This is a genomic window from Kitasatospora sp. NPDC048407, assembly GCF_043200475.1.
Classification (GTDB): domain Bacteria; phylum Actinomycetota; class Actinomycetes; order Streptomycetales; family Streptomycetaceae; genus Kitasatospora.
In genome coordinates this window covers 951,924-975,513 of sequence record NZ_JBICXW010000001.1, presented here as the reverse complement: position 1 = coordinate 975,513, position 23,590 = coordinate 951,924, and the positions used below count along the sequence as shown (strand labels likewise).

General features: G+C 72.5%; 21 protein-coding genes. 20 read left to right on the top strand and 1 reads right to left on the bottom strand.

Annotated elements, in window-relative coordinates; genetic code table 11:
- The first annotated feature begins 45 nt into the window (after window positions 1–45).
- The 10 genes from ACGFWJ_RS04470 to ACGFWJ_RS04425 all read left to right on the top strand — a co-directional run bounded on the left by ACGFWJ_RS04470 (window position 46) and on the right by ACGFWJ_RS04425 (window position 10,178).
- A complete protein-coding gene (locus tag ACGFWJ_RS04470; RefSeq protein ID WP_392945128.1) occupies window positions 46–567 on the top strand; it encodes a hypothetical protein in 522 nt (173 codons plus the stop codon).
- Window positions 564–1,055, top strand: coding sequence for an ATP-binding protein (locus tag ACGFWJ_RS04465; protein WP_392945126.1), 492 nt, complete (start codon window positions 564–566; stop codon window positions 1,053–1,055). The genes ACGFWJ_RS04470 and ACGFWJ_RS04465 overlap by 4 nt, the downstream gene beginning before the upstream one ends.
- Window positions 1,056–1,282: 227 nt before the next feature.
- Window positions 1,283–1,765 (top strand): HIT family protein, encoded by a 483-nt coding sequence (locus tag ACGFWJ_RS04460; RefSeq protein WP_387635624.1) that lies wholly within the window; start codon window positions 1,283–1,285, stop codon window positions 1,763–1,765.
- Window positions 1,766–1,767: 2 nt separating this feature from the next.
- Window positions 1,768–2,595, top strand: coding sequence for a phytanoyl-CoA dioxygenase family protein (locus ACGFWJ_RS04455; protein ID WP_392945123.1), 828 nt, complete (start codon window positions 1,768–1,770; stop codon window positions 2,593–2,595).
- Window positions 2,592–3,539, top strand: a complete 948-nt coding sequence (locus ACGFWJ_RS04450; protein WP_392945120.1) for a hypothetical protein — start codon at window positions 2,592–2,594, stop codon at window positions 3,537–3,539. The genes ACGFWJ_RS04455 and ACGFWJ_RS04450 overlap by 4 nt, the downstream gene beginning before the upstream one ends.
- Before the next feature lie 189 nt (window positions 3,540–3,728).
- Window positions 3,729–5,126 (top strand): D-arabinono-1,4-lactone oxidase, encoded by a 1,398-nt coding sequence (locus tag ACGFWJ_RS04445; protein ID WP_392945118.1) that lies wholly within the window; start codon window positions 3,729–3,731, stop codon window positions 5,124–5,126.
- Window positions 5,127–5,179: 53 nt separating this feature from the next.
- Window positions 5,180–7,276 (top strand): NAD-dependent DNA ligase LigA, encoded by a 2,097-nt coding sequence (gene ligA, locus ACGFWJ_RS04440; RefSeq protein ID WP_392945116.1) that lies wholly within the window; start codon window positions 5,180–5,182, stop codon window positions 7,274–7,276.
- A gap of 53 nt (window positions 7,277–7,329) precedes the next feature.
- Entirely contained in the window at window positions 7,330–7,473 is a 144-nt protein-coding gene (locus ACGFWJ_RS04435) for a hypothetical protein (RefSeq protein ID WP_392945114.1), read from the top strand.
- A gap of 238 nt (window positions 7,474–7,711) precedes the next feature.
- On the top strand, window positions 7,712–7,933 hold the full coding sequence (locus tag ACGFWJ_RS04430) for a hypothetical protein (RefSeq protein ID WP_392945111.1): 222 nt from the start codon (window positions 7,712–7,714) through the stop codon (window positions 7,931–7,933).
- A gap of 94 nt (window positions 7,934–8,027) precedes the next feature.
- Window positions 8,028–10,178, top strand: a complete 2,151-nt coding sequence (locus tag ACGFWJ_RS04425) for a DEAD/DEAH box helicase (protein ID WP_392945474.1) — start codon at window positions 8,028–8,030, stop codon at window positions 10,176–10,178.
- A gap of 3 nt (window positions 10,179–10,181) precedes the next feature.
- Here the strand turns inward: ACGFWJ_RS04425 and ACGFWJ_RS04420 are convergent, their stop codons facing one another.
- On the bottom strand, window positions 10,182–11,189 hold the full coding sequence (locus ACGFWJ_RS04420; protein ID WP_392945109.1) for an NADP-dependent oxidoreductase: 1,008 nt from the start codon (window positions 11,187–11,189) through the stop codon (window positions 10,182–10,184).
- Between the two features lie 185 nt (window positions 11,190–11,374).
- On the opposite strand from ACGFWJ_RS04420, the gene ACGFWJ_RS04415 reads away from it, so the two are divergent.
- From ACGFWJ_RS04415 to ACGFWJ_RS04370, 10 genes are all read left to right on the top strand, one after another.
- Complete coding sequence (locus tag ACGFWJ_RS04415; RefSeq protein WP_392945106.1) at window positions 11,375–11,893, top strand: sigma-70 family RNA polymerase sigma factor; 519 nt, start codon at window positions 11,375–11,377, stop codon at window positions 11,891–11,893.
- Window positions 11,890–12,609 (top strand): hypothetical protein, encoded by a 720-nt coding sequence (locus ACGFWJ_RS04410; protein ID WP_392945104.1) that lies wholly within the window; start codon window positions 11,890–11,892, stop codon window positions 12,607–12,609. Before ACGFWJ_RS04415 ends, ACGFWJ_RS04410 begins: the two co-directional genes overlap by 4 nt.
- Before the next feature lie 104 nt (window positions 12,610–12,713).
- The gene (locus ACGFWJ_RS04405) at window positions 12,714–13,406 is read left to right on the top strand and encodes a hypothetical protein (RefSeq protein ID WP_392945102.1); all 693 of its coding nucleotides are present in this window, start codon (window positions 12,714–12,716) and stop codon (window positions 13,404–13,406) included.
- A gap of 17 nt (window positions 13,407–13,423) precedes the next feature.
- On the top strand, window positions 13,424–14,317 hold the full coding sequence (locus ACGFWJ_RS04400) for a LysR family transcriptional regulator (RefSeq protein ID WP_392945100.1): 894 nt from the start codon (window positions 13,424–13,426) through the stop codon (window positions 14,315–14,317).
- A 246-nt stretch (window positions 14,318–14,563) separates the two neighbouring features.
- A complete protein-coding gene (locus tag ACGFWJ_RS04395; protein ID WP_387859276.1) occupies window positions 14,564–15,127 on the top strand; it encodes a GNAT family N-acetyltransferase in 564 nt (187 codons plus the stop codon).
- Window positions 15,128–15,179: 52 nt separating this feature from the next.
- Complete coding sequence (locus ACGFWJ_RS04390) at window positions 15,180–17,330, top strand: PQQ-binding-like beta-propeller repeat protein (protein ID WP_392945097.1); 2,151 nt, start codon at window positions 15,180–15,182, stop codon at window positions 17,328–17,330.
- A gap of 95 nt (window positions 17,331–17,425) precedes the next feature.
- Window positions 17,426–20,212 (top strand): BTAD domain-containing putative transcriptional regulator, encoded by a 2,787-nt coding sequence (locus ACGFWJ_RS04385; protein WP_392945094.1) that lies wholly within the window; start codon window positions 17,426–17,428, stop codon window positions 20,210–20,212.
- A 244-nt stretch (window positions 20,213–20,456) separates the two neighbouring features.
- On the top strand, window positions 20,457–21,014 hold the full coding sequence (locus ACGFWJ_RS04380; protein WP_392945092.1) for a WXG100 family type VII secretion target: 558 nt from the start codon (window positions 20,457–20,459) through the stop codon (window positions 21,012–21,014).
- Between the two features lie 80 nt (window positions 21,015–21,094).
- Window positions 21,095–23,050 carry a hypothetical protein gene (locus tag ACGFWJ_RS04375; protein ID WP_392945089.1) on the top strand — a complete coding sequence of 652 codons (1,956 nt, stop codon included), beginning with the start codon at window positions 21,095–21,097 and terminating at the stop codon, window positions 23,048–23,050.
- Between the two features lie 53 nt (window positions 23,051–23,103).
- On the top strand, window positions 23,104–23,590 hold a 487-nt coding region (locus tag ACGFWJ_RS04370), incomplete at its 3' end, for a hypothetical protein (RefSeq protein ID WP_392945087.1).

Sequence of the window (23,590 nt, the reverse complement as noted above, 5' to 3'; positions counted from 1 at the left end):
GGCATCCCTAACAACCCGTTTCCCACGGTGAAGGACGGTCTGCCCATGGAACCGCTGACCGAGCACCGCTCCCTCAACAGCCCCGTCGTCTACGGGTTCCTGCACCTGGTCAAGGCACCCGCCGGACGCGACGGCGCGCTCACGGCGGCGCTCGCCGAGTACTGCGGCCAGCACGAGCTGCTGCTCGGCGCCGTGTTCGTCGAGCGTACGGCACCGGCCCAGGGCGAGCGCTCCGCCGCCTTCAGCGGTCTGCTCGATGTCCTGGCCCTCCCCGACACATACGGAGTGGTCCTGCCCGCCGCCTCGCACCTCGGCCCGCGAACCCTCGCCACCGCCCGCAGCACGAGGCTCACCGAGGCCGGCATCCGCATCCTTCTGCTCCGTCCGCGCAGCCGAGGCCGTGGCCCCGTCCCGATCTTCCCGCCCTTGCCCAAGCGCAGCCGCCGCGACCGTGTACGAGAGGTCAGAGCCCGGCACGAGCACAGCGACTGGCAGGCATGGCCCGATGCCGACGACCCCGAGCAGCCCACCGGCACCGCCGAGGACCAACAGCTGGAGGAGTCATGACCAACGACGACGTCCTGCGAGCGGTTTGGCCGCTCACACCGTTCGACGGTGCGGTGGGCTTCGCTCGTAGGCTCGTGATCGCCACCTTGCGCCTATGGGGCTTCGAACTGGGCGACCGGGCCGATGACGTGGTCCTGCTGGTCAGTGAACTGCTCACCAACGCGTTCACCTACGGTGGTGGCCAGCCCGTCACGCTCGGCCTGTACGCCAGCCGCAGCGAGAACGCCCTGACCCTCGACGTGCTCGACGGAAGCAGCAACCACCCCGAACTCCGGACCGTGGCCGACGAAGCCGAGCACGGACGCGGCCTGTTCATCGTCGATCACCTCACGGCCGGCTGCTGGACCTCGCAAGCAACCGACCACGGCAAGCGGGTCGTGGCCACACTGACTCTGGCTGCCCAGCCGAGTGCCGCGCAACCGGAGCAACTTCGCCAGCGGATCCAGGCCGCGCGGCCCCGCCCCCTCGTCTTCCGCTTCTCCACCTGAGCTGGGGTAACCCGGCGAACACCGCAGCCGGGCCGATCGACGGCACTTCTTCGACATGTTCCCCCCACAGAGGATCAGCCGCCGACCAGCCCACCATCCGGGCACCGCCCCGACGCGCCGATCGCCCACGGGCCATGTCGCCATGCCCGCCTGGCACTTCGGCTTGCAGGCAGCGCCCCCAGAGAAAGGCTACTTACATCGTGTCCTTGAGCTTCGATCCCCGGTGGTTGTCCCGATACGCGGCACAAGATCTGGTCGGCAACGCGGAGTCCTCCTGCGTCTTCTGCGGCATCGGCCGCGGCGAGGCGGAGGCCCACGTCATAGCCGAGACGCCGGACACCTTGTGCTTCCTGGACCACCTCCCAGCGACCTACGGGCACGTCCTCGTCGTTCCAAAGCAGCACTTCCAGGACCTGTTCGACATCCCCGAAAAGTTGTTTCAGCACGTCATGGCGACCGCGAAGCAGGTGGCGAACGCCCTGCGGGACTCCTGCGGCGCCTCTGGTATCAACCTGGTCCACGCCACCGGCCGGGCCGCTCACCAGACCGTCTTCCACTTCCACGTCCACGTCGTGCCGCGCTACGACGGCGATTCGATCATCGTCTTCCCTCGGCTGGCCGATCCGGCTCGCAAGCACGAGGTCGCACAGCGCCTGCGTACGGCCCTCAACAATCCGCTGCCGCCCAAGGCCGAAACAGAAAGCAGCTAACCGTGACGAGTTCACCGGACGACGCCGTCGCCCAGTTCACCGCACAGGGCTTCGTGCTCCTCAAGCGGGTCGTCCCCGACCGCGTCGTCAGCATGCTGGACACGGCCGTCCGCAGGCTCACCGACGATCGCGGCCCCGACCTGACGCACAGCTCCTTCAACACGAACCCGGCCCTGATCCACGTACGCGACGCCGCGAACACTATCGCCGAGTACCACCTGCTCTTCGAGTGCGGAGCCCTGATGTCCGTCCCCCATCGGATCCTCAACGGGTCGCTCCAGGTCCTGGGCACCGAGGTGCTGCGGCGGGGGATCTACCAGGAGGCCCACGAGCCGTGGCACCGCGACTCCGGGTCCTACCTGGAGCGTCCGTACGACGAGCTCAACGGACCGCTGCACCTCAAGGCCCAGGTGTTCTTCACCGACACGCGCCCCAAGGACAGCGGCAACCTCGTGCTCATTCCCGGCTCCCACCGGTGGCCGGCCGACCACAAGGACGACGCCTACTGGAAGACGGCGAACAACGCCCTCGCCCGGGGCGCGCTTCCCGAGGGCGCCCTGAGCATCCACGGGGCACCCGGCGACGCGGTCGTCTTCGGCAACACCATGTGGCATGCGGTACTGCCCAACCGGACCCAGGAGCGACGCAGCGCCATCATCCGCTTCGGGCAGGCGTGGCTGCGCCCGTACGACCATCCCTGCGACCCCGCCACCGCAGCCGGCCACCTCTCCGCCGAGAGCCGGCGGTTGCTGGGCTACCACTCGAACACGGTCAACCCAGTGGACCTGTACAAGGACCCGACGAGCACCGAGAGCTGGAGCGCGCGATGACCGAGTCGCCGCAGGTCGTCACCGTGCTCGGGGCAACCCGGAACTTCTTCAAGGTCGGCCACTACACGCTGCGCCGACTTGCCGCCGACGCACCGCAGCTGATGCTACGCCTGGCCATTCCGGAAGCCCGGATCGCCGGACGCGCCGTGAGCGACATCGACGTGCAGCTCCGGGACTGGGAACCGGCACAACCCGCCTCGCTGGTCGAGGCGTTGGCCGGGACGGACACCCTGCTGATGGTGCCTCCGATCGACCGGCGCGTCGACATCGGCGGGATGTACCTGCGGGCTGCGCAGAAGGCCGACGTGAAGGAGATCGTCTGTCTGGGCGTCCAGTTCACCCCGGGGCAGTGCACGATGGCCGACGAAGCGGCAGCGCTGGAAGCACTCCTGGAGAAGTCCGGGATCGCGTTCGACGTCGTCCAACTGCCCATGTTCCTGGAGAACATCCTTTACCAGTGCCAGTCGATCGCCGAGGCAGGGGCGTTCACCTTCCCCGTCGACGTCGACCGCCCGTTCTCCTACATCAGCTGCGACGACGCCGCCGAGCTGTTCTGCCGCAAGATCCTCTCTCCCGACTCGGTCAACCTGAGCGGTGCCCTGATGAGCCACCACGTGCAGGCGACCTGCGCCCAGTGGGCGTCGGCCCTCAGCGAGGTCTGCGGGCGGCCGATCACGTTCGCGAGTCAGACGGATGAGCACTTCGTGGCCAGCCTGGCCAAGTACGGGATGCGCCGCGAGGCCGCAGTGCAGGTCCTCGGCCTGTGGGAGCGGATCAGTTCCGACGGGGACGCCCCGGCGACCGGGAGCGCCGAGCAGCTCCTGGGGCGGCCCACGACCGACCTGGAGACGTGGACGAAGGCCCACACCTGCTGCTTCGGCCCCACCTTCACCTCCTGCCCCCACCCGCACCCGCCCACGCAGCACATGTTCGGCCCCGCCTGAGAAGCGGGCGCGACCGGGAAGCGGCGCGGGCCCCGCGCGGGCCCGCGCCGCACCACCTTCGCCGCCTCCCGCCTGCGGCCACGGCCGCGGGGGTACGACGGCGAGTTCGAGCAGAGGCATCCCGGCACCGGGACACGGCGGACGCTGTCCGCCCCTCGGTGCCGACCGAGACCACTGAGGACTTCTCCTATGACTCTCACCAACTGGGGCGGCAACGTCACCATCGCCGCCCGCGACGGCTGGACGCGCATCACGTCCCTGGAACAGCTGGAGTCGATGCTGACGCGCGAGGAAGGAACAGTGCGCGTCCTCGGGTCCAGGTTCACCTACCCGGCCCAGCTGCGGTGCCCGGACGGGACTCACGGCATCCTCCTGGACCTCCCCGGTCGCGGGGCCGGTCGGCTGCGGGGCGAGCACCTCTACGTCACCGGAGACACGCTGCTCGAAGACGTGTGGCGGGCGTTCGACAGCCACGGACTGGAACCGGCTGCCTGCCCGCCCGTGATCACGAGGCAGACGGTCGCTGGCGCCCTCGCCACCGGCACCCACGCGCAGGGTCTGTCCGGCGGTACCTTCTCCGACTGCGTGGCAGCCATCGAGCTCATGGACGGCACGGGCACCCTGCACCAGCTCACCCCCAGTGACGCCGACTTCGACGCTGCCATCCTCAACCTCGGGTGCCTCGGCGTGGTCGTCGGCCTGGAACTGCGCGGCCGACCGGCAAACAAGTGGCTCTGCACCCGTTTCACCGCCGCCGAGGACAGCCTGCCCGAGCGCTACGCCGCCTGGAACCGCGAATCCGCAGCTGCCAAGAGCTGGTGGTTCACCGAGCACCAGGTCGTGCATACCTGGCTCACCCACGACGACAGCTGGACGCCCACGGACTCCGCTGCCCAAGGTCCAGCCGACCTGGACCGCATCGTGGCACGCACCCGCCGTCAGTTGATGGCCGACATCGGCGACGGCCAGGGCCCGACACCGGCCGCACAGACGCTGGAGAAGTTCCTCGGCGCGACCGACTCCAAGGGGACGTTCCACGAGATCTTCAAGAACGGCATCCCGGCCCCGCAGCTGAACATGGAGATCGCCGTCCCGCTGGACGCCGTGCCCAAGGCGTACGCCGGCCTCAAGGAACTCCTGCACGTCTCCCCGTACAAGCTGCACTACCCCGTCATCCTGCGCACTACCGGCCCTGCCCGCGGCCACCTGAGTCCCGCGCGGGCAGCCCGGGCCACGTACTTCGGCTTCGTGTCCTACATGACCGCCGAGGGGTTGATCGCTGCCGCGCGCCCGCTGTTCGACGACGTCCAGCGCCTGCTCTACGGGCTGGGCGGAAGGCCGCACTGGGGCAAGTACTTCACCCCGGAATTGCTGCCCGCCTCCAACGCCGACGGCTTCCCCGAGTTCTGCCGCGCCGTCCGCAGGTTCGACCCGCGCCGACGCTTCGAGAACGACACCTTTTACCGAACGCTCGGGCTCTCCCCGGCACGCCCCCGGACCGATGAACCGGCGCCATCCGGAGGCTCCGGCCTGCCGAGCGAGCGGACGGAACCCTGCCCGGTCGCACCCGCAAGGCGCCAACAGTGAATCGCCCCAGCGCTACCGCCGTACTGTCGGTGCCGGTCCCCAGAATGGGCAGCATGACGAAGCCTTCCGCAGCGGCACCCGCTGTCGACTTTGCCGACGAGGCTGCCTACCTTGAAGGCGTCGCACAGGCGCGAAAGGCCGCCAATGCCTACTACGGCTCCGGCGAGTCGGGCTTGGACGACGAGACATACGACCGGCTGCTGCGCGGCATCGCCGCCTGGGAGGACGCACACCCTGGGCAGATCGCTGCCGACTCCCCGTCCCGGCAGGTCGCGGCAGGGGTGACCACTGGAGATGTCGAGCACAACGTCCCGATGCTCAGCCTGGGTAACGTCTTCTCGGACGAGGAGCTGACGGCATGGGCCGTCTCGCTGGAGCGGCGGCTGGGCGGGGCGACGGTGGCAGGTTGGGCGGTGGAGCCCAAGCTCGACGGTGTGGCCTTGGCCGCCCGTTACCGCGACGGCCAGTTGGTTCAACTGGTCACCCGGGGCGACGGGACGACCGGGGAGGACGTGTCCCACGCCATTGGGGACATCGCCGGTCTGCCAATGACCCTGACCGGACCCGTCACGATCGAGGTGCGGGGCGAAGTCCTCATGACAGAGGCCCAGTTCGCCGCTGCGAACGCGCTACGGACCGTGCACGGCGCCACGGCTTTCGCCAACCGTCGCAACGCCTCCTCCGGCTCGCTGCGCGCCAAGGACCGGGCCTACCGGATTGGGCAGACCTTCCTGGCCTACGCCGCGCTGACCGACCCCGAGCACACCGGCGATCCCACCCTCGCCGGGCTCACCCACACCCAGCTCGTCGCTCGCCTGGCCGCCCTTGGGCTGGGGACCACGGCCGACACCCCGGTCGCCACCATGGCCTGCACGACCCTGGACCAGGTCATGGACCGGGTACGGGAGATTGCCGCCCTGCGGGAAGGGCTCGACTTCGAACTCGACGGGGCCGTGATCAAGGCCGACAGCCCCGCCGACCAGTTCCGGGCCGGGATGGGCTCCCGTACCCCGTACTGGGCCACCGCCTTCAAGTTTCCGGCTGCCCAGAAGATCACTGTGCTGCGCGCCGTGGAGTGGAGCGTGGGCCGCACCGGCGTGATCGCCCCGCGCGCCGTCCTCGACCCCGTGGACGTTGCCGGCACCACCATCACCTACGCGACCCTGCACAACCCGGCCGACATCGCCCGCCGCGGCCTGATGCTCGGAGACCACGTCGTCGTCTACCGAGCCGGCGAAGTCATCCCCCGCGTCGAAGGCGCGGTCGCCGGCCTCCGTACCGGCAGCGAGCAGTCCATCGCCTTCCCCGAACTCTGCCCGCGCTGTGGCTCCAGCATCGACCGCAGCCAGGAGCGCTGGCGCTGTGAGCGGGGACGCGCCTGCGGCCGGACAGAGGCGATCCGGTATGCCGTCGCCCGTGACGCTCTCGACATCGACGGCATCGGCGAGAAGATCATCGTTCAACTCGTCGTCCAGGGATCGATCGAGGACTTCGCCGACCTGTTCACCCTCACCCGCGACCAGTTGCTCACCCTGGACCGCATGGGAGACAAGCGCGCCGACAACCTCATGGCCGCCATCGAGGCCGCAAAGACCAAGCCCCTCAATCGGGTCTTTTGCGCCCTCGGCGTCCTGGGCACCGGCCGCTCCATGTCGCTGCGCATCGCCGCGCACTTCGGCTCCATGCAGGCCATCCGAGACGCCGATTCCGTCGCCCTGGAGCAAGTTGACGGCATCGGCGGCGAGAAGGCCACAGTGATCGTGGCGGAACTGGCTGACCTCTCAACGCTCATCGACAAGCTCGTCGCTGCAGGCGTGAACATGGACCAGCCTGGTTTCGTCCCGCCCGCTACCGCAGATGCCAAAGCCGAGTCGACCTCCCAGCGGAACGGGAGCGAGCTGCCGCTGGCCGGGAAGACCGTGGTGGTAACCGGCGCGATGACCGGGCCTCTCTCGGACCGGTCCCGCACTGAGATGACCGAATTGATCACCAGGGCAGGGGGGCGCGCGTCCTCAAGCGTCTCGGCCCGCACCCATCTCGTCGTCGCTGGAGAGAACGCCGGCAGCAAGATCGACAAGGCCAGGGCTCTGGGCATCGAAACCATCACACCTGAGGAACTCGCTCAGCGCCTCGCGGGGCATTTGACGTGAGCGGTCGATCTATTGGCCCGAAACGGACAGGTTCCTGGCTCGTTGATCCGGACGTGACGGATCTGGTCGGAGACGCGGCGGTTGCCGCCGTCCGCGCCGGCCCGGGCGAGCATCAGGTGCTGGACCCGGACGAGCAGCAGTGCGCCCGGCAGGCTCTGCTCGATCGCGGGCCCGAAGACCTTGGCCTGGCAGGGTAGTTGGGGACACGCGCCATGGCTGGCGACCTGATCGCGATGCTCCACAGGGGCGGCTGACAGAGCAGGGAGGGCCCTCCTACCGGCTCAGTGAAGCGGTGCAGAGGCATCTGTGAACAGGAGTTGGCGGCATGCGGCTTCACGCGAAAAAGTCTCGGTCATTTGCCGCCATGAGGCCTCTTGAACCGCTTGACTCGGAAGGCTCGTCCGTCAGGAAGTTACTCGCAGTCGGGAGCCCGAAATGATGAGGGAAGAGCGCCTCAAGATCCTCGGCGCGGAAACAGTTGCGGCCATCCACCGCCGCGTGGCGGCCGCGCCGCCACCACCACCTGAACTGATCGCCGAACTGCGTCCGATTCTGGCCCCTGCAATGGAAGTCGTCCTGGCACGGGAGGCCGAGGCGGCACGTCGGGGGCGGGATGGCAGAGGCTTCACGCCGCCTGACACTGTCTTCGGTGGCTGACGTCCGGGCACGGTTTCCGGCCAGCTGGGGGTGACGGTTCGGGATGCCAGAATTGCCCCGGTTGGTGGGTTGGGCATGAGGAGGCGTGGGGTTCGTGGGAAGTGGGCGGCGGAGCAGGGAGGTTGTGGGGCGGGCTGAGAGGTTGCGGGGGGCTGCTGCGGGGGTGGTGGCGGCGTGGGGGGCTGCGGTGGGGGCCGTGGTGGAGGCGCATGGGCGGATTTTTTGGGGGCTGGTGCGGGGGGAGTTGGAGGGGATACCGGTTGAGCGGTTGAAGGAGGTGACGGAGGGGCGGTTGCAGACCGGGGTGCTGGCGGGGGCGGGGTACCGGACGGTTGCGCAGGTGTGTGGGGCGAGTGCGCAGGAGTTGGTGCGGATTCCCGGGATCGGGGGGTCCACGGCGCAGCAACTGGTGGGGGCGGCGCGGCAGATCGCGGAGGCGGTGGAGCAGAGCACGGCGGTGCGGATCGATCCCGCGCGGCCGGACGGGGACAGTACGGAGTTGCTGATCGCGTTGCACCGGCTGGTGGTGGCCGGGCCGGGGGCGCGGCGGGCGGCGGACGAGGCGAGGGAGTTGGAGGCGGTGCTGGCGGCGCCGTTGGGGGCGGCCGGGCCGGCGTGCGGGTGGGTGAGGGGGCTGGTGGCCGGGGCCGGGCGGCGGGAGGAGGCGCGGCGGGCGGTCGAGTTGTTGGAGGAGAAGGTCGGGGCGGCGGAGGCCGACGGGGCGCCGCTGCGGTTCGCGCAGGCGGGGGCCGATCTGTTGCGGCCGGGGGCGGGGGAGGTGGAGGTCTGGGTCGAGTTCGAGCACCGGGCCGCGGAGTTCTACGCCGAGCTGGCACTGTTGGTGGAGGAGGGCAGGGTCGGTGGCGTCGAGAGGGGCGCTTCCGAGGGTCATCTGCCGGACGCGCTGGCCGAGTTGGTGCGGGCGGAGCGGCTGGACGATGCCGGTTGCACGGTCTCGTTGCGTGGCTACCAGGCGTTCGGGGCGCGGTTCGCGCTGGCCCGGAAGCGGGTGATGATCGGCGACGAGATGGGTCTGGGGAAGACCGTGCAGGCGCTCGCCGTGCTGGCGCATCTGGCGGCGGCGGGGGAGCGGCACTTCCTGGTGGTGTGTCCGGCGTCCGTGCTGGTCAACTGGCAGCGGGAGACGGCGAGTCGGACGAGGTTGGGTGCCTATCGGTATCACGGTCCGGAGCGGGAGGACGCCAGAGGAAAGTGGCTGGCGGAGGGGGGTGTGCTGGTGGCCACGTACGAGTCGCTGCGGACGCTGCCCGAGGACCCGGTGGCCGCGCTGGTGGTGGACGAGGCGCACTTCGTGAAGAACCCGGCCGCGCTGCGCACCCGGCTGGTGGCGGAGTGGGCGGGCCGGACGGAGCGTGTGCTGTTCCTGACGGGCACGCCGATGGAGAACCGGGTGGAGGAGTTCCGCACCCTGATCGGTCATCTTCAGCCGGAGTTGCTGGCGGAGCTGCCCACGGGGCTGGGCGTGGCGGGGTCGGTCGCGTTCCGGCGGGCCGTCGCGCCCGCGTACCTGCGGCGCAATCAGCAGGACGTGCTGACCGAACTGCCGGACGTGGTGCGGGTGGACGAGTGGGACGAGCTGTCCGGGCCGGACCGGGCCGCGTACGCCGCGGCCGTCGCGGAGGGCAACTTCATGGCGATGCGGCGGGCCGCGTACGCGGAGCCCGCGCATTCGGCGAAGTTGCGGCGGTTGCGCGAGCTGGTGGCGGAGGCGGCCGAGAGCGGGCACAAGGTGGTGGTGTTCTCGTACTTCCGGGAGGTGCTGGGCACGGTCGGGGAGGCGCTGGGGGACGTGGTCGCCGGCACGATCTCCGGGGCGATGGCCGCCGAGGCGCGGCAGGAGTTGGTGGACGAGTTCACCGCCGTGGACGGCCATGCGGTGCTGCTGTGCCAGATCCAGGCGGGCGGGCTGGGTCTGAACCTGCAGGCGGCGAACGTGGTGGTGCTGTGCGAACCGCAGCTCAAGCCGACGCTGGAGGACCAGGCGGTGGCCCGGGCCCAGCGGATGGGTCAGATCCGCCGGGTCCGGGTGCACCGGCTGCTCGCCACCGACAGCCTGGACCGCGGTCTGGTCGAACGGCTGCGCGGCAAGGCCGAGTTGTTCGACAGCTACGCGCGGCGCAGCGATCTCGCCGAGTCGGCCCCCGAGGCGGTGGACGTCTCGGACCGCGCGCTGGCGGTGAGGATCGTGGAGGACGAGCAACTGCGGCTGGCGGCAGCGGAGTAGGAGTCACAGCCGGACCAGCATCTTTCCGGTGTTGGCGCCGGTGAGCACGCCGAGGAAGGCGTCCACGGTGCGGTCGAAGCCGTCCAGCACGGTCTCGGGCGAGGTGGCCCGGCCGGAGGCGAGGTGCGGGCCGAGCAGAGCGTACAGCTCCTCCTGGGCGTCCATGTGGTTGCGGACCAGGAAGCCCTCCAAGCGGATGCTGCGGCCGACCAGTTCGAACAGGTTGTGCGGGGCGGCGGGCGGTTCGGTGAGGTACTGGCCGATCGCGCCGCACCAGGCGATCCGGCCGAAGTCGCGCATCGAGTTGATCGCGGCGGACAGGTGGTCGACGCCGACGTTGTCGAGGTAGACGTCGATGCCGTCGGGGGCGGCGGCGGTCAGCAGGTCGGCGACCGGGCCGTCGTGGTAGTCGAACGCGGCGTCGAAGCCGAGCTGTTCGGTGAGGAAGGCGACCTTCGCGGGCGAGCCGGCCGAGCCGATCACCCGGCGGGCGCCGAGCAGCCGGGCCAGCTGACCGGCGGCGGTGCCGACGCCGCCGGCCGCCGCGGAGATGAACACGTCCTCGCCGTTGGCCAGGTGGGCGATCCGGGTGAGGCCGACGTACGCGGACAGGCCGGTGCCGCCGAGGACGCCCAGGAACGCGCTGAGCGGGACGCCCGGCAGATCGGGCAGGACGCGCACCTCCTCGCGGGTCACCACGGCGTGGGTGCGCCAGCCCTGACGGTGGAGCACTGCCGTGCCGACGGGGAGCGCGGCGCTGCGGGACTCCACCACGCGGCCCACCGTCCGGCCCTCCATCGGGGCGTTCAGTTCGTTGCCGCCGTCGGCCTCCTCCATCATGCCGAGCATGTACGGGTCCACGGACAGGTAGGCGTTCTCGACCAGCGCGCTGCCCTCGGTGAGCGGCGGCAGCTCGTCGTCCACGAAGGCGAACTGATCGGCGGTGGGCAGCCCGGTCGGACGGGCGAGCAGGTGGACGGCCCGGGCGTGGCGGGTGGCGGTGCTGGACATGGTGAACGCTCCGAGAGATGAACGGGGTTGACGAGGAGAAACGCTAGGGCGGGCGGTGCGGCCGTGGCAGAGCCCGGCGTTGATGGCAGCCCGCGATCCATGAGCGGCGTTCATGCCTGGATGCCCCCCAACGAAACCCGCCCGCTGTTCGTGGTGACGGGTGAGAGGCGAGGAGAGGGGGGAACGTGGCCGAATGGGCGGATCAACTCACCGAGTTGGTGGCGACCCGGGGCGCCGAACTGCAGCGCTACGGCTTCCTGTTGACGGGAGACCGGGCAGAGGCGGCGGACCTGGTCCAGGAGGCGCTGGTGCGGGTGTTCGCCCGCCCGCGACGCGCCTGGCGGCTCGGGGAGATCGAGGGGTACGTCCGCCGCACCATGCTCAACCGCTACCTGGACCTGTACCGGCGCAGAGCGCGCTACCGCGCGCTGGTGCCGCAGCTGGCCGAGGATCCGGTCGGCCCGGACGGCAGCGAACAGCTCGCGGACCGGCTCCAACTGGTGGTCGCGCTCGGCGCGTTGTCGCCGACCCAGCGGGCCTGCGTGGTGCTCCGGTACTACGAGGACCTGCCGGTGGCGGCGGTCGCGGAGCGGCTCGGGCGCCGCGAAGGAACGGTCAAACGACACCTCAGCGACGCGCTGGAGCGGCTGGGTGTGGCACTTACGGACGCTTGTCGAGAACTTGGGGAAGGTGTGAGCTCATGAACCCGGAAGACCTTCGAAGGGGCCTGCCCGAGGCGGCCGACCTGGCCGGACCGCTGCGGGTGGACACCGAACGGCTCACGCGGGCGGTCCGCCGACGCCGCCGGACCCGCTCGGCGCTGACGGCCGGGGCCGTCCTGGCGGTGGCGGGCGCCGTCTTCACCACGGTGGGGCCGGTGGGGCCGACGGTGGCCTCGCCCGGAGCGGGCGGAGCAGGGGCGGCGTCCGCGTCGCCGACCGGCACCGCGTGGGGTCAGACGTGCGGCCGACCGCTGAAGTCCGAGGGCGGGGGATCCAAGATCAACGGCTTCGAGATGTCGGTGAGTTCCGTTCAGCGGGTGAGCAACGAGACAGGGCCTGCCGTCGACGCCGTGCTCAACTCGGAACGGATGGTGGGCATGGGCGGGAATCCGGGCCCTGCCCTGGAGGTGCTGTACCTCAAGAACGGCGCCGTCGTCGGCGGCGGGTTCACGCTGACCGGGCGGGGCGATCCGAAGACGGAGGGGACACTCGGGGGCCAGATGTGGCTGGTCCGGGCGGGAGAGCCGTTCGCCCTGAAGCTGCACGAGCAGAACGCACTGTGCCCGTCCGTGACCTGGCCGCAGATCTGGGCGCACCCGGGCGACTACGAGGTGGTGCTGACGCTGATCTCGCCGATCGGTGAGTCGACGGACAGCAAGGAGCGGCTTCTGGTCGCCCGGGCGCCGCTGGCCGGCTGAGGCGCGGCGTCCCCCGGTCCGGCGGCCGGGGGACGTCGCGGAACCGGGTCCCGCCCGGGTGCGTCCAAGGCCTGTCCGGTTGAGGTCTGGGAGGGGTGGCGGGGATGGCTGCGGTGCGGCGGTACTGGTTCGCGTTGATGGTGTGCGGGGTGTTGCTCGCACTGTCCCTGCCGCTCTATCGGACGCCGGGTCGGTTCTGCGGGCCGGAGCTGCCTGAGGTGGAAGGGGGGTTCGGGTGTGTCGCAGCGGTTTCGTCGCCGGAGGGGGTTCTGGGCAGCTACGACCTGGCGCATCCCGGAGGGGTCCAGCTGTACTGGCTGGCCGCGTTGGTGATCGGCAGCTGCGCGCTCGGGTGGTGGTACCGGCGGGCGGGCGAGGGGCGGCGGGCCGTCGTGGGGGTGCTGGTCGCGGTGCTGCTCTCGGCGGCCACGACGGGCCTGACCTGGGCGGACTGGCACGGTTTTCGTTCGCCGTCGGCCTGGGCGGAGACACCGGTGCTGATGGTGTTCAACGGGGCCACGCCGCTGCTGGTGATCGCCCCCGTGCTGCTCGCGCTGGCGGTGGCCGAGCGCAGTGCCGGGCTGTTCGCGTTCGCGGTCGGATTCTGCGGCGTGGCCTACGTCTTCGCCACCCGCGACTCCTTCGGCGTGATGCACGATCTCGGCGTTCCGGTCGATGTGTTCAGCGACCCGGCGGGAATCCGGCAGTTGCTGAACCTGGCGATACCGGCCGCCGTGCTGCTCCTCGCGGCGGGGGCCGCGTACGGCGTCGGTGCGGTGGGTCGGCGCCGGCCCTGACGCCGTACGCTGCGCAGGTGGCAGAGGATCTTCTTCCGCAGGAGCTGCGGGTGTTGGTGGCGGTGGCCGAGAGCGGTGGGTTCACGGCGGCGGGGGAGCGGCTGGGGCTGACGCAGTCGGCGGTGTCGCACGCGGTGCGGGGGTGCGAGCGGAAGTTGGGGGCGGTGCTGTTCGAGCGGGGGCGGCGCGGGGCGTTGCCGACGGCGGCGGGGGAACGGGTGGTGGGGCACGCCCGGCGGATTCTGCGGCTGTTGGCGGCGCTGCCCGGGGAGGCGCGGCAGGGGGAGCCCGGCGGGCCGCGCGGGCCGGTGCGGATCGTCGCGTTCCGGAGTGCGGCGGGGCGGGTGCTGCCGGCGGTGCTGGCCCGGCTGGCGGTCAGTTGCCCGGAGTTGGAGCCCGAGGTGCGGGTGGTGCGGGACTTGGGGCGGGGCACCGCGGGTGAGGTCGCCGACGGCCGGGCCGATCTGGCGCTGGCCACGATGGGTGCGGCGATTCCGCGGGGGCTGGTCGCGGTGCCGCTGTACCGGGAGGGCTACGCGCTCGCCCACCAGCAGGGGCATCCGGATCCGCGCAGTCTTCCGCTGGTTGACTGGGACGAGAACTGCGGCTCGTACACGGCCGATTGGTGGCGCCGACAGGACTGGATCCCGTCCGCGACCATCAACGTCTCCGACGACACCGTGGTGCTGTCGCTCGCCGCGCAGGGCCTCGGGATGGCGATCATGCCGATGCTCACCCTGGACCGGCTGCCCGACGGGCTTGCCGTCACCGATCTCGGCGCGGAGCGTCCGTCCCGGGAGGTCGGCTACGTCACCACCCCCGAGCTGGCCCGGACGGCCGCCGTGCGGGCGGTGGTGCGGGAGTTGCGCGCCGCCCCACTGCCCGCGGGCGCGAGCGCGGTGCGCAGGTAGAAGGGGGGCGTCCCGCCGCCCGTAGCGGGGGCGCCCGGCCCGGGAGAGAGGTGGGCCGGGTGGGCGGCGGGACTGGAGTGACGAACCCCGCAAATGAGTCTGCCGGGGCGTGCTCACGTCCCACTAACGTCCCGCTGACGTGCAGGAACAACCGTGGAATATGGTTGACTTGACGCGTGGTCGATAGGCGGGGGAGGGTACGCCGGGGCAGCTGCCGGGCGGCCCGGTGAGGCGACGGGGGTGGCCATGAGAGCGCTCGCCGAGGTGCGGGACGATCCGCTGACGGACGGCGACGTGGTGCTGCGCAGGCCGCTGCCCGCGGACGCCGCACTGGTGCACCGCGGCACCCACGACCCGCTGGTGCGCGAATTCCTCCAGGCGGTGATCCCGCACCGGGACCTGGCCGCCGCCGAGCGCTGGCTGACCGAGATCCCGCCGATGCTCTGGGAGACCGGACGGGCCGCCTACTTCACCGTCGAGGAAGCCGGAGGAGCCGTCGGCTGGGCCGAGTTGGTGAACCTCGACGCGGATCAGGACAGCGCCGAGATGACCGTCTGGCTGCTGCCCGAACACCGCCGGCTGCGGACCGCGAAGAGCGCGATGCGGCTGGTGTGCCGGTTCGGGTTCGAACGGCTGGGCCTGCGCCGGATCGACGCGTTCGCCGCCGCCGACAACATGCCCAGCCAGGTGACGGGCGCCGCGATCGGCTTCCGCCGGGCCGGCTACCGCCCCGCGCTGTTCCGCAGCTCACGCACCCAGCGACTGCACGACGCCGTGTACGCGACCCTCGTACCGGAAGACCTCTGCTGACCCTCGGGGACACCACCAGGAAACTCCCCGCACCTGAACCAGGAGTGACGACATGTCAGAAAGCAGCCTCCGGCTGGAGGACAGCGCGCTCGGCGAGCTGCTGATCACCGCCGACGGGTTCCGCGCCACCCGGGACGGGCAGGAGCGCACCGGACGGGTGGACGCCGCGCTGATCGTCCGGGTGCTGTCCGCGCTCGGCGAGGCCCCCGCGCCGGTGCCCGGCGCCGCCGCCCCGACGGCCGGCCGCCGGCTCACCGTGGCCGGACTGAACGGCCGTCAGGACCGGCAGTGGGCCGACGGCACCGACGCGCCGGTGCCCGCCGCCGTCGCCCCGTTCGCGACCCTGCTGGCCCAGGCGTTCGGCGAGCCCGGCGAACCCGCCGCGCTGCCCGGCGCGGTCGCCCTCGGCCACCCGGCCGCGCACGGCGCCCGCAGCGCCGCCGCCGTCGGCACCGTCGGCGGCCGGGCCGCGTACGCCCTGGTCGAGGAGGACGGCTCGTTCGGCCTGACCGCCCTCGACGACGCCGCCTCGCTCGGCGGCTCCGACTCCGACGCCGGCCTCGCCCCGTCCGCCGTCGCCCTCGGCGAGGCCGGCGGCCGCTCGCTGTTCGCCGTCGGCGGCGGCGACGGCTCGGTGCAGGTGTGGGACGCCACCACCGGCCAGGTCGTGCACGGCTCCACCGGCGGCGAAGGCGCCCAGGCCGTGGCCGCGCTGATCTGCCGGGGCATCCCGGTGGCGTTCTCGGCCGGCCAGGGCGGCGACCTGCGCGCCGTGCGCGCCGACGACGGCCGCGTCCTCGGCAACCTGCCCACCGGCGGCCACGGCGCCACCGTGCTGCGCGCCGCGCACTGCGCCGGCATCGACCTGCTGGCCGCGGCCGCCGCCGACGGCACCGTGCGGGTCTGGGACGCCGGCACCGGCGAGCAGCTGCACCTGCTCGTCGGCCACCGCGGCGAGGTCCGCTCGATGGCCGTCCTCACCGTGGACGACCAGGCCGTGCTCGCCACCGGCGGCCACGACCGCACCGTCCGGGTCTGGGACCTCGCCACCGGCCAGCTGGTCGCCGAACTCGCCGGCCACACCGGCACCGTCACCGGCCTCGCCTTCACCACCCTCGACGAGCGCCCCGTACTCGCCTCCTGCGCCCTCGACGGCACCGTGCGCACCTGGGACGTGTACGACGGCCGCCCGCTGCACGGCTGGCCCGCCGGCAGCTGGCTCACCGCGCTGGCCGCCACCGACGGCGTCCTGTTCACCGGCGACGAGACCGGCCGGATCACCGCCTGGGACGCCGCCACCGGCGCCGCCCGCACCGTCGCCCCCGCCGGGCGCCCCGGCAGCCCGCTCACCGCGCTCGCCACCGGCGCCCTGGGCGGCCGCCCCGTCCTCGCCGCAGGCTTCGGCGACGGCACGCTCCTCGTCTGGGACGCCCCGACGGGCAGCCAGCTCCTCGACCTGGCGGCCGACGGCGGCCCCGTGCACACCCTCGACCTGACCGCCGACGGCCCCGACGGCCCGCTGCTGGTCTGCGGCACCACCGCCGGCGCCGTCCGCAGCCACCGCCTCGCCGACGGCACCGCCAACCCGCTGCCCGTCCCGCACGCCGGCGCCGTCACCGGACTCGCCTTCACCACCGGCGACCAGCCGCTGCTGGCCTCGGCCGGCCGCGACGGCGTGATCGCCGTCCGCGCCGCCGCCACCGGCGACGACAGCCGGCGCTTCGCCACCGGCCACGGACCGATCACCGCGCTGGCCGCCGTCGTCGCCGGCGGGCAGCCGATCCTCGCCACCGCCGGCGAGGACCTCAAGGTCCGGATGTGGCACGCCGGCAGCGGCGCCGCCGGACCGGTCTGCGAAGGCCTCACCCGGCCCGCCGAGGTGCTGTCCTTCACCGAGATCGGCGACCGCCCCACGCTGATCGCCGGCACCTCCGACGGCAACGTGCTGGTCTGGGACGTCCAGAGCGGCCAGCGCATCGCCCTGCTGACCGGCGGCGGCGCCGCCGTCCGCGCCGTGGTCGGCCGCGAGCTCGACGGCGAGGCACTGCTCGCCGCCGGAGACGCCGCCGGCACCCTGCGGCTGTGGCACCTGAGCAGCGCCACCCTGCTCAACGAAGCCGCGCTGGACGGCACTCCGCTGGCCATCGAACTCGACGAGGCGGGCCTGCGGATCGTCACCCCGGCCGGTGCGATGACCCTCTGACGGCCCGTCCGGACGGCCCTGATTGGGTGTACCGGATAACGACCCGGTAGCCTCCCTCACCGGACACGACTCGGGGGGAGTTGGGGGTTACTGCGGTGAAGTTCCGGCTGCTCGGGGCCGTTTCGGCGGATGACGCCGAAGGCGGCGAACTGCGACTCGGACCGGAGAAGCGGCGCAGCGTGCTCGCCCTGCTGCTGCTGCGCCGCAACCGGGCGGTCTCGGTCGCCCAGCTCACCGAGGCGCTGTGGATCGCCGAACCCCCCGCCAACGCCCGCACCGTGGTGCAGAGCCACATATCCCGGCTGCGCGCCCTGCTCACCGAGCAGGGCGCCACCGGCCAGGGCGTCCAACTCGCCACCGCCGGCGACGCCTACACCCTGCACCTGCCCGAAGGACGCCTGGACGTCGAGCAGTTCGACACCCTGGTGGCCGCCGCCCGGGTCGAGGCACGCTCGGTGGACGTGGTCGACGCGCTGGAGCACGCGCTCGCCCTGTGGCGCGGACCCGCCCTCACCGGCACCGTCGCCAGCCCCCCGCTGGAGGCCTGGCGGCAGACCCTGGAGGAGAACCGGCTCGCCGCCGTCGAATCCCTCGCCGACCACTACCAGCGGCTCGGCGACCCCGCCCGGGCCGCCGAACTGCTGCGCGCCGAAACGGTCGCCCACCCGCTGCGCGAATCGCTGGTCTCCGCGCTGATGCTGGCGCTGTTCAAGGCCGGACGGCAGTGCGACGCGCTCGACTGGTACCACCGCACCCGCGAATCGCTCGCCGACCGGCTCGGCGTCGACCCCGGGCGGGCGCTGAACGCCGCGTACGAGCGGATCCTGCGTGGCGAACCCACCGAGCCCCCGGCTCCGGCCCCGGCCCGGGTTGTTCCGTCAACTCCCGTGGTAATGGCGGAAGTCGAATGGAAGGTGCCCTCGCCCGCCGGACCGCCCGCGATCGAGAACCTCCCCGCCATCGACCTGCTGCCGCGCGCCCCGCGCGGCTTCCACGGCCGCGACGCCGAACTCGCCACCCTCGCCGACGCGGTACGCAGCGGACCGGACGGCGCGATCGCGCTGATCACCGGACCGGCCGGGGTCGGCAAGACCGCCCTCGCCCTGCACTGGGCGCACCGCAACGCCGGACGCTTCCCCGACGGCCTGCTCTTCGCCGACCTCGGCGGCTTCAGCGACCGCCCCGGCCGCGACCTCGACGAGGTGATCGCCGAATTCCTCGCCGCACTCGGCGTCGCCCGCGAGGACCTGCCGGCCGGCACCACCGCCCGCGCCGCCCTCTACCGGCGGATCACCACCGGCCGCCGACTGCTGGTGATGGTCGACAACGCCCGCGACACCGCCCAGGTCCGGCCGCTGCTGCCGGCCGGCGCCGACTCCGTCGCCGTCGTCACCAGCCGCCACCGGATGCTCGGCCTGGTCGCCGCCGAACTCGCCCGCCCGCTGCCGCTCGCCGTGCTCGGCCCCGAGGAGTCCACGGCGCTGCTCGCCCGGGTGCTCGGCCCGGCCCGGATCGCCGCCGAACCCGAGGCCGCCCGCGAACTCGCCCGGCTCTGCGACGGCCTGCCGCTGGCCCTGCGGATCGCCGCCGCCAAGATCGCCGCCGACCCGCGCCGCGGCCTAGCCGCGATCACCGAACAACTCCGCCATGAACAGCGCCGGCTCGGCCACCTCGCCGCCGAGGAGATCAGCGTGGCCAGCGCGCTGCGCATCTCCTACGAGCAACTCCCGCCCGTCACCGCCCAGTTGTTCCGCACTCTGGGCTTCCACCCCGGCCCGGTGATCGACGCCCACACCGCCGCCGCGCTCGGCGACCTGGACCCGTCGGCCGCCGCCGAGGCCCTCGACCAGCTGGCCGCCACCCACCTGATCACCGAGACCGACGGCGGCCGCTACACCCTGCACGACCTGGTCTGGCTGTACGCCCGCGAGCTGAGCAGCCGCACCCACCCCGCCGAACAGCGCCTCGCCCGGGAACGGCTCGCCGACCAGTACCTGTACACCGGCCTGGCCGCCGCCCAGGCCGCCGAACCCGGCAGCAAGCCCTGCTGCGAACCCCCGGTGGGCAGCCACCGGCCGCGCGCCGTCGCGGAGTTCGACAGCGGCGAGGACGCCATCCGCTGGCTCGGCGCGCACCGCGAAACACTCGCCCAGGTGATCGCCACCGCCTCGCCGGAACGGGTCTGGCGACTCGTCCTCACCCAGTGGCCGCTGATCCTGCGCCGTCTGCGGGACGGCTGGGTGTCCCAGCTGGAACACGCCCTGGACACCACCCTGGAGTGCGGCGACGCGGACGGCGAGAGCCAGGTGCGGGCCATGCTCGGCTGGGTGCTGGTCTCCAACCGGCGGCTGTCCGAGGCCGTCACCTGCCTGACCCCGGCCGCCGAACTCGCCGCCCGGGCCGGCAACCAGGTCGGCCGGGCCGTCGCACTGGTCAACCTGGCCGCCGTCCAGTCCGAACTCGGCGACACCACCACGGCCGGCAACAACCTCACCCAGGCCCTGGAGATCGCCCTCGCCATCGGCCACACCCACACCGTCACCCTCGCCCTCCAGCACCTGGCCCGCCACCTGCTGGTCACCGGACGTCCCGCGCACGCGATCGAACAGGCGCTGTTCGGACTGGAGTTGACGGCGGATCAGATTCCGTCCTCGCGCCGGGTCCTGCTGCACACCGCCTGCGGCGAGGGGCTGTCCGCGCTCGGCCGCCACGCCGCGGCCCGCAGCCGGCTGAACGCGGCCCTCGCCGAGGCCGAGCAGATCGGCCACGACGAGGCCACCGCCGAGGTCCTCGGCGCGCTCGCCGCCGCCGAGGACGCCGCCGGACTGGCCAACGCCGCCACCGCGCACCGGCGGCGAGCAGAGCAGCTGGGGCTGTCGTAAGCCCCTGGTGGGAGCCGGAAACCGGCGCGTTAGTGAATCGCCGGAAACCGGCGCGTTAGTGAAGCGCAAGCCGAAGGCAAACGGCTACCGCAAGGATGATTCCGTGCGGTAGCCGCGGGTGCGCGGGACTGCCCGTGGCACCGCGTACGGCCCCTCGCTCGCCCGGTCGCCCCCGGCCTCCATGCAACGCCCCTTTTACCGGCCCGCACCGTCGGGGAGCAGACATCGGGAGAGGGCGGGACGGATGGCCGGTGACGGCGTGAACATCGACCTGGACGAGGTCCAGGCGGCAGCCAAGACGATCGCAGCGCTGCTGGAGGAAATGCAAGGGCCGTTCGCCCAGCTGGAAGCCCACATCAACATGGTCGAGGACTCCGTGTACGGGACCGACCTGCTGGGCAAGTCGCTGACCGGCGGCGGCTCTTCGGTCGGCGGCTTCAACAAGCACCAGAAGGACGTGCTGGCGGGCATCAAGCTGCTGCTCAGCAACGCCACCGCGATGGGCACCAACCTGCAGACCATGGCCGCCCGGCACCAGGCCAACGACGAGGAGCACGCCTCCGCGCTCAGCCGGATCAGCGCCGGCGACGGTACCCCGCTCGCGCCGCTCACCCCGGCCGTGGCCCCGTCCCCCACGCCCACGCCTGCGCCTGCGCCCACGCCTGCGCCCGCACCCGCGCCGGTGCCGCCGCCGGACAACGGGGGTTACCACACCCAGGACGGGCCGTCGCTGGACTACAACAAGCCCAAGCCCCCGCCGGAACCGCACGGTCCGGTCGGCGGCGGCCGCAACCTGATCTGACCCACACCGCACACCCGCACCACGGCGGCTGATCCGGTGTCAGCCGCCGACGCACCCACCATCCGAGAGAGCTTCCCGCCATGATCGAGCTGCCGGCCGACCTCGCCGAAGTGCTCAAGACCGTGCAGAAGAACGAGAACGGCAAGGACATCTCGTTCCCCGACGGCAATGAGGACCTGATCGGCGACCTCGCCGCCGCCTGGGACAAGTGGAACCAGGTCGCGGACACGCACATCCGCGGCATCGCCAACGCCGCCCAGCGCGCCATGTCCTGCATGTCCGGCGACGCCGCCGACAGCTTCCAGTCGTACCTGCAGAAGTTCGCGGGCGGCGACGCCTCGCACGTCGCCACCACCGTCAAGGCCGGAACCGACATCGCCAGCGGCCTGCACGGCGCGCACCAGGCGGTGATCGACACCAAGAACGAGATGATCCGGGAACTCGACTACGCCAAGACGTACATGGCGCAGAACCCGGCGGGCAAGCACGACGACATCGCCAACTCCGAGGGCGTCAAGCAGGCCGCCAGCCTGTACCACCAGTACGTCAGCGGCGTCAGCAACCAGGTCGACGGCATCCTGCGCAACAACGCCAACCAGATCGCCGACATGAACGGCATCGGCAAGACCTGCACCCTCAACGGCGGTGGCGGTGGCGGCGGCGGCGCGGGCGCCGGAGGCGGCTCGGGCCTCGGCATCGACAGCGCGGGCGCCGGACCGGACGGGATCGGCGGCGGCGGTGCCGGCGGCGGTGCGGGTGACGGTGCGGGTGACGGGGCCGGCGGCAAGGGCGGCGGCGCGGGCGGCGGTGCCGGTGGCGGCGGTGGTGGTGCGGGCGGCCACGGCGGCGCCAAGACGCCCAGCATCCTGAAGCCGTTCTCGCCGCCGCCGCCCGGCCACGTGCCGGACCTGACCAGCGGCGGACACCCGCCGACCTTCACGCCCCTCCCGGTCAGCCCGAAGGGCTCGCTCAACCTGGCCGGCCTCGGCGACATCGGCTCCGGCGGCCCCGGCCTCGGCATCGGCCACTCCGGGCTCGGCGGCGTCGGCAGCGCCGGACTCTCCGCGTTCGGCGGCGCGGGCGGCGGCGGACTCGGCGGCGCCGGGCTCGGCGGTGGCGGCTTCGGCGGCGCCGGCGGCGCGAGCGCCTTCGGCAACGCGATGGGCGCGATGGGCCGGGCCGGCGGCGCGCTGGCCGGCGCGGGCGCCGGTGGTGCCGGCGGTGGCGGCATGCGAGGCGGCGGTGCGGCCGGTGGACGTGGTGCCGGCGCCGGTGCGCGCGGTGCCGGTGCCGCCGCCGGTGGCGCGGGCGGCGCCCACGGCGGCGGCATGGGCGGCGCCGGACGGGGCGGCAAGGGCGAGAAGAAGGGCGCCAACCGCTTCCTCGGCCCCAGCCGGTTCGGACCGGAGGGCGAGGAAGAAGAGGCACTGCTGCACGACAGCGGCATCCTCGGCCAGGCCGGCGAGGTCGACCCCCGCGACCGCAACTGGCAGCGCGCCCGCCGCCGTTGGCTCGACGACGCCCGCGCCGAGGGCGTCCTCACGGCGCCCGAGCCCGAGCCCGTGGCAGCCGCCGAAGCCGCGGCGGCCCCCGCCAGCGAGCAGGCCGTCCTCAACCAGCTCGCGGGCGTGCTGCTGGGTGCCACCGTCACTGCCGACGGCGAGGCGGCGACTCCCGTCGCGGGGGAGGCGGTGACGCCGGCTCAGGAGAGTGTCGCGGCCGAGGCGCGCGGGGAGTCGAAGGCGTCCGGGTCGTCCGGGTCGGCTGGGTCGTCCGGGTCGTCCAGCTCGTCCGGTGAGTCGAAGGCGGGCGGGGACGCCGAGTACCTGGATCGGGCCCGCAGCGTCGCCGCGCGGCGCGGACACGGCGAGGCCGCGGAGGCGGTGGCCACGCCGGCCACCCCCGCAACTCCGGTGAGCGCGGCGGCTCCTGCGGCAGCCGCCAAGCCGACTCCGATCCGGGAGGAGGGTGGCTACCAGGTTCCCAGCCCGTTCCTGCGCGCCGCACTCACCCGCCTGGCCGCCCCCGCGGACTGACCGCCGCCGCCCCGCTACCCCCGCGCTGATCCGTACTCACTAAGGAACCCCCCATGAGCAACGACGTGCCCTGGTTCGCGATCGACCCCGGCGTCGAACCCGCGCACACCATGCGCATTCCGGAAGGTGAGCGGATCGGCGTGGAGGCGCCGACGTTCGGCGAAGCCGCGCGGGTGGGCTGGGTTGAGCCGGATGTGATGCCTGCGCAGCGTGTTGAGGGGGGCGGGCCGTTTACGGAGGCCGCGCATGTGGGGCGGTTCGAATCGGATGTGATGCCTGCGCAGCGTGTTGAGGGGGGCGGGCCGTTCACGGAGGCCGCGCATGTGGGGCGGTTCGAGTCGGATGTGATGCCTGCGCAGCGGATCGAGGGCGGTGGGCCGTTCACGGAGGCGGCGCACGTTGGGCGGTTCGAGCCGGATGTGACGCCCGCGTTCCGGGTCGGGACCGCCGTTGGCGAGCCGATGGAGACCGCGCGGTTGAAGTCGTCGGAGGGTGTGCCTTTGCATGAGGCGATGCCTTCGATGCCTGCCGAGATGGGGA